The sequence below is a fragment of the Rhodoblastus sp. genome (assembly GCF_019449565.1).
Classification (GTDB): domain Bacteria; phylum Pseudomonadota; class Alphaproteobacteria; order Rhizobiales; family Beijerinckiaceae; genus Rhodoblastus.
Map to the genome: position 1 here is coordinate 23,222 of NZ_JAGRPM010000054.1, position 8,638 is coordinate 31,859.

Annotated in this window: 6 protein-coding genes; 3 read left to right on the forward strand and 3 right to left on the reverse strand. The window is 63.3% G+C overall.

The annotated features are described in order from the left end of the window. The first annotated feature begins 44 nt into the window (after positions 1-44). Positions 45-974, forward strand: a complete 930-nt coding sequence (locus QZ409_RS12580) for a glutaminase (RefSeq protein ID WP_296711655.1) — start codon at positions 45-47, stop codon at positions 972-974. Between the two features lie 71 nt (positions 975-1,045). On the opposite strand, the gene QZ409_RS12585 is transcribed toward QZ409_RS12580, so the two are convergent. Then, on the reverse strand, positions 1,046-2,527 hold the full coding sequence (locus QZ409_RS12585; RefSeq protein ID WP_296711657.1) for an MBL fold metallo-hydrolase: 1,482 nt from the start codon (positions 2,525-2,527) through the stop codon (positions 1,046-1,048). Positions 2,528-2,653: 126 nt separating this feature from the next. Beyond that, the gene (locus QZ409_RS12590; RefSeq protein WP_296711659.1) at positions 2,654-3,703 is read right to left on the reverse strand and encodes a low specificity L-threonine aldolase; all 1,050 of its coding nucleotides are present in this window, start codon (positions 3,701-3,703) and stop codon (positions 2,654-2,656) included. A gap of 154 nt (positions 3,704-3,857) precedes the next feature. On the opposite strand from QZ409_RS12590, the gene QZ409_RS12595 reads away from it, so the two are divergent. Together QZ409_RS12595 and hpnJ are read left to right on the forward strand one after the other, a co-directional pair. Next, positions 3,858-6,188, forward strand: coding sequence for an arylsulfatase (locus QZ409_RS12595; RefSeq protein WP_296711662.1), 2,331 nt, complete (start codon positions 3,858-3,860; stop codon positions 6,186-6,188). Positions 6,189-6,530: 342 nt separating this feature from the next. Beyond that, positions 6,531-7,961, forward strand: coding sequence for a hopanoid biosynthesis associated radical SAM protein HpnJ (gene hpnJ / locus QZ409_RS12600; protein ID WP_296711664.1), 1,431 nt, complete (start codon positions 6,531-6,533; stop codon positions 7,959-7,961). 230 nt (positions 7,962-8,191) lie between these two features. On the opposite strand, the gene QZ409_RS12605 is transcribed toward hpnJ, so the two are convergent. Continuing rightward, positions 8,192-8,527 (reverse strand): thermonuclease family protein, encoded by a 336-nt coding sequence (locus QZ409_RS12605; RefSeq protein WP_296711665.1) that lies wholly within the window; start codon positions 8,525-8,527, stop codon positions 8,192-8,194. Positions 8,528-8,638: the final 111 nt, after the last annotated feature.

Here is an 8,638-nt window from a genome sequence, read left to right on the forward strand (position 1 = left end):
AGGGCGCAAAGGCAAGAGCGCGCGAGGGCGCGAGGGAGAATGAATTGCCGCAACTCGACGCCGTGGTGCGCGACATCGCCGAGGAAATGAGCCAACGGGAAGATCGCGGCGAGGTCGCGACTTATATTCCCCAGCTCGCCCATGTCGATCCGGGCCGTTTCGGGCTGGCTGTCGCCGCCGCCGACGGGACAATCGCCTGCGCCGGCGATTGCGATATTCCCTTTTCCATCCAGAGCATTTCCAAAGTCTTCACCCTCACGCTCGCGCTGGGCGTCGCCGGCGACCAGTTGTGGAAGCGCGTCGGCCGCGAGCCCTCAGGCAACGCCTTCAACTCCATCGCCCAACTGGAGCTGGAAAAGGGCGTGCCGCGCAATCCCTTCATCAACGCCGGGGCGCTCGCCGTGACCGACGTCATCCTGTCCGGCCACCCGCCGCGCGAGGCGCTCGGCGAAATCCTGCGTTTCATCCGCTTCGCGTGTCAGGATGATTCTGTCCATATTGACGAGCATGTCGCGCGCTCGGAAAAAGCCACCGGCTTCCGCAACGTCGCCCTCGCCAATTTCATGAAAAGCTTCGGCGTCTTGCAAAACCCGGTGGACTATGTGCTGGGGACCTATTTCCATCATTGCGCCATCGCCATGAACTGCCGTCAACTGGCGCTGGCGGGCCGCTTCCTCGCTCATTCCGGGCGCAACCCGGACACCAATTGCAGCATGGTCTCGCCCGAGCGGGCGCGGCGCATCAACGCCCTGATGCTGACCTGCGGCCATTACGACGGCTCGGGCGAATTCGCCTATCGCGTCGGCCTGCCGGGCAAGAGCGGAGTCGGCGGCGGCATTCTGGCGGTGGCGCCAGGCCAGGCGTCGATCGCAGTCTGGGCGCCGGGCCTCGACCCGACCGGCAATTCGCATCTCGGACAAATCGCGCTGGAAAAGCTGGCGCGCAGAATGAAATGGTCGATCTTCGGCGAGTAACCTGATCCCTCTGGTTACAACGCCGCATCGGGATTTGCTCCAGATGCGGCGTTGCTCGTTTTTGCGAGAGATCACCGCTCCGCCGACTTTTGCCCGATGAAGGCGCGCAGGTCGTCGAGGCTCGCGACGCGCGCGCCATGCAGGCCCGCGATCTTCTCCACATCCAGATTCTGCTTCTGGATGTTCTCATAGAGATTGACCGCATAAGGGCTGACCGACTTGGGCGCGGGTGCGTCGGCGGCCAGCGGGGAATAGGCGTCGGCTTCGATCAGGATCTTTTCCTTCGGCAGATAGATCAGCGTCAGGTCGTCGCTATGGCCGCTGCCCGCGATCAGCCGGACTTCCACCGGATGGTCGGCGTCGTTCAGGACATATTTGTCCTTGTAGGTCTCGAATTTGGCGGGCTTTTTGGAGGCGGCGAGCCGGTCGCGCCGTAGATCATGCGGATTGGCCCAGACCTTTTCGTAAAAAGGCTTGTCCAGCTCATGCGTCACCACCGTCGCGCCATGATCGACGAGAGTGCGCAAGCCGCCGGAATGGTCGAAATGGACGTGGCTGTTGACGACATATTTGATCGGCTTGCCTGGGGCGACCTCGTCGAGCTTCTTGATTACGGCAAGAGAACGATCCTCATTGAGCGGCGCCTCGACCAGCACAATCTGGTCCTTTTGGACGATGGCGACGCTATGGTGCGTTCCGCCGGTCAGATAGAATACGCCCTCGGCGATCTTGTCGCTCTTGACGACGACCGGCTGCGGAACCGCGCTGGCGATATTGGCGGGAATGGCGATATCCACGGGCTTGTTCAGCTTCGCTTCGCTCACCGCCAGATGCAGCACGGGATAACCGCCCTGATCGCGGGAAATGTCGGCGGGGAACTGGACGCCGCCAAAATCCTTGTAATCCTTGAATTTCGTTTCGACCAATGTGTCCCCCAGCACCGGAGAATCGATCCAGGTCTTGACCCATTCGAGGCGGTTCTCGGCGTTGATGCGGCCCTGGAAGCGATATTTCCCGTCCGTGACGAAGGACACCAGCACGCCGCCATCGACGGCTTCGGACTTGGCCTTGTTCGCGAGCGCCGCTTTCAGAAAGCCCTGCGGCGTCGCCAGAATTTCAGCGCGGCGCTCTTCCACGGCGGCGAAGGCCGGCGTCGCGACCGGCGCGGCGTCAGGGGCGGCGTTCGGCGGCGGCCCCACGTTCCACGCCTTGTCGCCGCGGATCCAGGCGTCGACCTTCTGCTCGACCGGCGCCGGGCGCGCGCGATCTGGAACGACCGTTTGAAGCCGAGTCAGCTGAACATGCTCGGCGGCGGCGTCGAAATCGAAATCCGCGACATAGCGCGAAACGTCGAATTGCGGCCAAGGACCGCCCGGCACAGGCGCCTGGCCGAACTGGAACCATTGTCCCGAACCGGAGAATTCGAGGGTCTTCGTATCGGTCGCGCCGAGGCGGGCCGCCGCTTCTTCAAGCGACGCGGCATGTGCGACGCTCTGGCCCAAGGCGGCGGCGAGAATCAGGCTGAAAATCGAAACAAGCGAAGTGTTTTTCATCGTCGGATTTCCCTATTTTCCGATTATTATAATAGTATTATATCGGCCCGGATTTCAAGCGGCCAAAAGTTGAACCCCTCCGACCGGGCGGCGCCGCCGATCGAAGGCTGGCCTCATGGGCGGGAATCAGGCTGCTGAATGGCTTCGGGCGAGGTCCTGGATGTCGGCGGCCAGCGCATCGACGCGTTCGGGATCTGCGTCCCAGGCGAACATGAAGCGTCCCCCACCGCCGATGAAAGTATAGAACCGCCACCCTCTTTGCCGCAGGCCTTCGAGAACCTGTGGACTGGCGCTCAAAAAGACCGCATTGGCCTCAACCGGGAACAGCGGCGCAACGCCGGGAACGCCGGCGATCCGCGCCTCCAGCCTTTTGGCGCAGGCGTTGCCATGCGCGGCGTTGGAGAGCCAGGCCCCGCTTTCCAGCATGCCGACCCATGGCGCGGCCAGAAACCGCATTTTCGAGGCGAGTTGCCCCGCCTGCTTGCAGCGATAGTCGAAATCTTCGGCAAGGCGCGGATCGAAGAACAGGATCGCCTCGCCCACGGCCATGCCGTTTTTGGTTCCCCCGAAGCAGAGCACGTCGACGCCCGCCTTCCAGGTCATTTCCGCCGGCGTGCAGCCCAAAGCCGCACAGGCGTTGGCGAAACGCGCCCCATCCATGTGCAGGCGCAGGCCCAATTCGCGGCAAACGGCTGAAAGCGCCTTGATTTCGTCGATGGAATAGACCTGCCCCGTTTCCGTCGCCTGGGTGATCGTCACGGCGCTCGGCTTGGGAAAATGAATGTCGGAACGCCCCGTCGCCAATGCGCGCACGGCTTGCGGCGTGAGCTTGCCGTTCTCACTCGCCGCGACCAGCAGCTTCGAGCCATTGGAGAAAAATTCCGGAGCGCCGCATTCGTCGGTATCGACATGGGCGACGCTGGAGCAAATCACGCTGTGGAACGACTGGCACAGCGCCGCCAACGCGAGGGCGTTGGCGGCCGTGCCGTTGAAGGCGAAAAAGACTTCGCAATTCGTCTCGAACAGGCTCCGAAAAGCGTCGGACGCCCGTTGCGTCCAGACGTCTTCGCCATAGGCCGCCGCATGGCCGCAATTGGCTTCCGCCATCGCCGACCAGGCCTGCGGGCAGACGCCCGCGTAATTGTCGCTCGCAAATTGCTGAAGGGGCTTCGTCATGGCTTTTTAATCTGCCCCGATACCGACGCCCCGGACAAGCCCTCGCTTCCCAACAATCGCGATTTGAATGCGAAGGGCGCGAGCGATCTTGTCAATATTCCTATATTTATTATAGGATAACATCACTTGCGTGCGTTTGGCGAATGAGGCGAACATGAAAAAATTGGGGGCGTCCCTCGGAGTTTTGATCGGGCTGGCGTGTTGCGCGCGTGCGGAAGTCGCGCGTGCTGAAGTCCTGCCCAGGCCCGAACCGGCGCCGCCTCCGATCACGGACCCCTCCCGCGACGCCACCCCGGCCGCCTGGGCCGCGCCGGTGAAGGCCAAGGCTGGCGCGCCCAATGTCGTGCTGATCCTGCTGGACGACGCGGGCTTTGGCGCCACCTCGACCTTCGGCGGTCCGGCGCAGACGCCGGAGCTGGACCGGCTGGCGCAATCCGGCCTGCGGTACAATGCCTTTCACGTCAGCGCGCTGTGCTCGCCGACCCGCGCGTCGCTGCTGAGCGGGCGAACCGATCATCAAGTCGGCTTTGGCTCGGTCGCCGACGCCGCCGCCGGCTATCCGGGCTACAATGGCCAATGGCCGCGCTCCGCCGCCTCGCTGGCGCGCGTGCTGCGCGACAATGGCTATAGCACGGCGGCCTTCGGCAAATGGCACAACACGCCTTATGCCGAGATTTCGCCCGTCGGCCCGTTCGACCGCTGGCCCAACGGTCTGGGCTTCGAATATTTCTACGGCTTTCTGGCGGGATATGACAGCCAATGGACGCCCCGCCTCTATCGCAACACCACGCCGGTCGATCAGACGCGCACCGCCGCGCAGGGTTATCACCTGACCACCGATCTGGTCGACGATTCCATCAACTGGCTGCACAGCCATGAGGCCGTCGCGCCCGACAAGCCCTTCCTGCTCTATTTCGCCCCCGGGGCCACGCATTGGCCGCATCATGTGCCTAAGCAATGGATCAGCAAATATAAGGGCCGATTCAATCAGGGCTGGGACAAGCTGCGCGAGGAGATCTTCGCGCGCCAGAAGGCGCTGGGCGTCATTCCGGCCAATGCCGAACTGACGCCGCGCCCGGCGGAGCTTCCGGCCTGGGAGTCCCTGCCCGCCGAACAGCGCGCCCTGTTCGCCCATCAGATGGAAGTTTACGCCGCCTTCATGGAGCAGACCGACCATGAGATCGGGCGCCTGCTGGAGACCCTGCGCAAGGACGGCCTCGCCGAGAATACGCTGGTTCTGTTCATCGCCGGCGACAATGGCGGCAGCGGCGAAGGCGGGCTGGAAGGGCGCGACGTCATCAAGGGCGACGGCTCGGTTCCCTCCATGCAGGATCGACTGCGGCAGGCCGACCGGCAGGGCGAGGAAATCTTCGACAATCATTACGCCGCCGCCTGGGCCTGGGCCAGCAGCACGCCGTTCCAATGGATGAAACAGGTCGCCTCGCATCTTGGCGGCACGCGCGATCCGCTGGTCGTGTCGTGGCCGGCGCGGATCAAGGAGCATGGCGGCTTGCGCAACCAGTTCCAGCATATCACCGACATCGCGCCGACAATCTATGATCTCGCCGGAATCCAGTTCCCCGACCATGTCGACGGCGTGGCGCAGATTCCGCTCGAAGGCCACAGCTTCGCCGCGAGCTTCACCGATCCCGGCGCGCCAAGCACGCATGGCCAGCAGGTCTTCGAAACCTCGGGCAATCGCGGCATTTACAAGGACGGATGGTGGGCCGGGGCGCGCCATTTGGCGCCCTGGGCGGACCGGAACGCCAAAACGCCGATCGGCCAGCATCCCTGGGAGCTTTACGACCTGACCCATGACTACAGCCAGGCGCATGATCTGGCTGCGTCACAGCCGGAAAAGCTTCAGGCGCTTGTCGCCTTGTTCGACAGCGAGGCCAGGCGGACGCAGATCTATCCGCTCATACCCGTCCGTGCGCCGCTGCCCTCCCCGGCCGACGGCCGCGCCCATTTCGTCTATCGCCGGGGCGCCGATCATATTCCCTCGCGCGTCGGCCCGAAAATTTCCGGCAAGCCGCTGAGCCTCGCCGCCGATCTCGTCGTGCCGGAAAAAGGCGCGGAAGGCGTGATTTTCGCCGATGGCGGCGATTATGGCGGCTTCACGCTCTATGTGCAGAACGGGCGTCTCACCTATGTCGCCAACGCCTTCGGCAATATCACCGGCAAGATCGTCGCCTCCGCGCCGCTGCCCAGGGGCAAGGTCCAGGTCGGCTTCGATTTCACACCGGACGAGGCCAAGGGCTCTCCAGACAAGGGCCCCCTCGGCCCGCGCGGCCCTTTCGGCGGCTCCGGCCGGCTGACGATCAATGGCGCGGCGGTCGGCGAAGGGCGCATCGAGAACGTGGTTCCCTCCTATAATGAGACGCTGGACGTCGGCAAAGATACAGGTTCGCCCGTCAGTCCCGCCTATGCCGCGCCTTTCGCCTTCACCGGTCAGGTCGAAGAGATCCGTCTGGACCTGAAATGACAAGCGTGGCCGCGCTCGCCAGCGTTTTTGGCGGGCGCTGATGGCCCTGCTCCCGACCCGCTGGCCAGCGGCCCGGCGCCGTCTTGTCATGGCGTCACAGACGACGCGCGTTCTCGTGATCATCCTGGTCTGACCGCCGCTGGCCCTCTATCTGCCTGCCCAAGCGCCGGTCGGCCGAAATGGCGGTCGCCGGCGAAAACGATCCTGCGATTGATTGATCGGGCGCGATGTTGTTTAAGACGCGTTGAACTTGGACACGCCGCCACGGAATGGCCGCGATTGCGGGGCTTTGTGGCGCGAGAATTTTCTATTTTTCAGATAGCTTAGGCGGAGCGGGACCGAATGCGCACTCTTTTTTTGCAAGCGCCTTCCTTTGACGGATTCGATGGCGGCGCCGGCTCGCGCTATCAGGCGCGGCGCGAAATCGCCTCTTTCTGGTATCCGACCTGGCTGGCCCAGCCCGCCGCGCTGGTCGAGAACTCCAAACTGATCGACGCCCCGCCGCACAAGACCAGCCTCGCCGAAGTCGTGGCGCAGGCCAAGGATTTCGACCTGGTCATCGTGCATACCTCGGTGCCGTCCTTCGCCTCCGACGTGAAATGCATACAGGCGTTGAAGGCCGCCAATCCCAAGCTCAAGGTCGGCCTGATCGGCGCCAAGGTCGCGGTGGACGCCGACGGCAGCCTGAAGGACGCGCCTTGCGTCGATTTCGTCGCCCGCAACGAATTCGACTTCACGGTCAAGGATGTCGCCGACGGCAAGGACTGGAAAGACATTCTCGGCCTCTCCTGGCGCGACGCCAATGGCGACATCCACCACAATCCCGAGCGCCCGATCCTCGAGGATATGGACTCGCTGCCCTTCGTTTCGCCGGTCTACAAGCGCGACCTGAAGATCGAGAACTATTTCATCGGCTATCTCAAGCACCCCTATATTTCGATCTATACGGGGCGCGGCTGCAAGTCGCGCTGCACCTTCTGCCTGTGGCCGCAGACGGTCGGCGGGCATCGCTACCGCACCCGCAGCGTGGCGCATGTGATCGAAGAGATCAAATGGTGCAAGGAGAACTTCCCGCAGGTGCAGGAATTCTTCTTCGACGACGACACCTTTACCGACGACCTGCCCCGCGCCGAGGCTATCGCCAAGGAGCTGGGCAAGCTGGGCGTCGTCTGGTCGTGCAACGCCAAGGCCAATGTGCCGCGCGCCTCGCTGGAGGTGATGCGCGCCAATGGCCTGCGGCTTCTGCTGGTCGGCTATGAATCCGGCAACCAGCAGATCCTGCACAACATCAAGAAGGGCATGCGCGTCGAGGTGGCGAAGCAATTCGCCAAGGACTGCCGCGAACTCGGCATCGCCATTCACGGCACTTTCATCATGGGCCTGCCCGGCGAGACGCGCGAGACGATCAAGGAGACGATCGCCTTCGCCAAGGAAGTCAATCCGCACACGCTGCAAGTGTCGCTGGCCGCCCCCTATCCCGGCACCTTCCTCTATGATCAGGCGCTCGAAAACGGCTGGCTCGACAGCGCCAACGCCGAACTGGTTGACGAAAATGGCGTGCAGATCGCTCCGCTGCATTATCCCGACCTGAGCCACAAGGAAATCTTCGACGCCGTCGAGACCTTCTATCGCCAGTTCTACTTCCGCCCGCGCAAAATTGCCTCGATCGTCAATGAAATGGTGCGCGACCGCGCCATGATGAAGCGCCGCCTGCGCGAGGGCGTGGAATTCTTCCAGTTCCTGCGCGAGCGCAAGCAGGCCGTCCACGGCTGAGTTTTGCGCCCAGGCGCGCAGCGCCAGGACGGAAAAGGCTTACGGGCGCCGTAGCTGTCATCGGGCGCGTTTTGCGCGGCCCGATGACCAAACGGACGCCGAGCATGATGCGGCGGGCTGAGGCGACGAAGCAATCCGTCGCAATTTTGCAGCAGGCCGAAAAGTAACGATCAACAAGGGCGCGAGGCGCATGTCACGATTTGAGCCGTGAGCGCCGACCAGCACGGAGGTCAGCACCACGGACGGCGGCCAGCGCCGTACCAACGCGCAAGGCCTTCGCTCACCAGCGCATCCCCCACGCTCTTGCCACTCACCTGCACGATCCGCAACTTGCGCCCGTAGATGTCCTCGTCGCGGTCAATCGGAAGCAATGTGATGGGGCCGCTTTCCAACAAATCGTGCAACCGCCTCGTCGCGCGGTCGCCAAGCGCCTTCTCCGAGGCGCAACGATAATCGTGCGTCTCGGGCGCGTCTATATCTGCGACCCTGATCTTCTGCCCTCTGAGCCAGATCGTGTCGCCATCGACCACGCAGTTATGCGGATTCCGACGAAGCCGGCCACGCATTCCAATAGGAAGCCGGCCACCTATTCCGATCTGAAGCCGGCCAGCGTTCCGATTTGAAGCCGGCCACTTGCAGTTTGCCGCCGCAGGTCAGGATTGATGATGTTTCGCCGT

Bases quoted from the DNA above. Each gene is read 5' to 3' on its own strand.
- QZ409_RS12585 (WP_296711657.1), bottom strand. From the start codon at position 2,527: ATGAAAAACACTTCGCTTGTTTCGATTTTCAGCCTGATTCTCGCCGCC.
- QZ409_RS12590 (WP_296711659.1), bottom strand. From the start codon at position 3,703: ATGACGAAGCCCCTTCAGCAATTTGCGAGCGACAATTACGCGGGCGTC.
- QZ409_RS12595 (WP_296711662.1), top strand. From the start codon at position 3,858: ATGAAAAAATTGGGGGCGTCCCTCGGAGTTTTGATCGGGCTGGCGTGT.
- hpnJ (WP_296711664.1), top strand. From the start codon at position 6,531: ATGCGCACTCTTTTTTTGCAAGCGCCTTCCTTTGACGGATTCGATGGC.
- QZ409_RS12605 (WP_296711665.1), bottom strand. From the start codon at position 8,527: ATGCGTGGCCGGCTTCGTCGGAATCCGCATAACTGCGTGGTCGATGGC.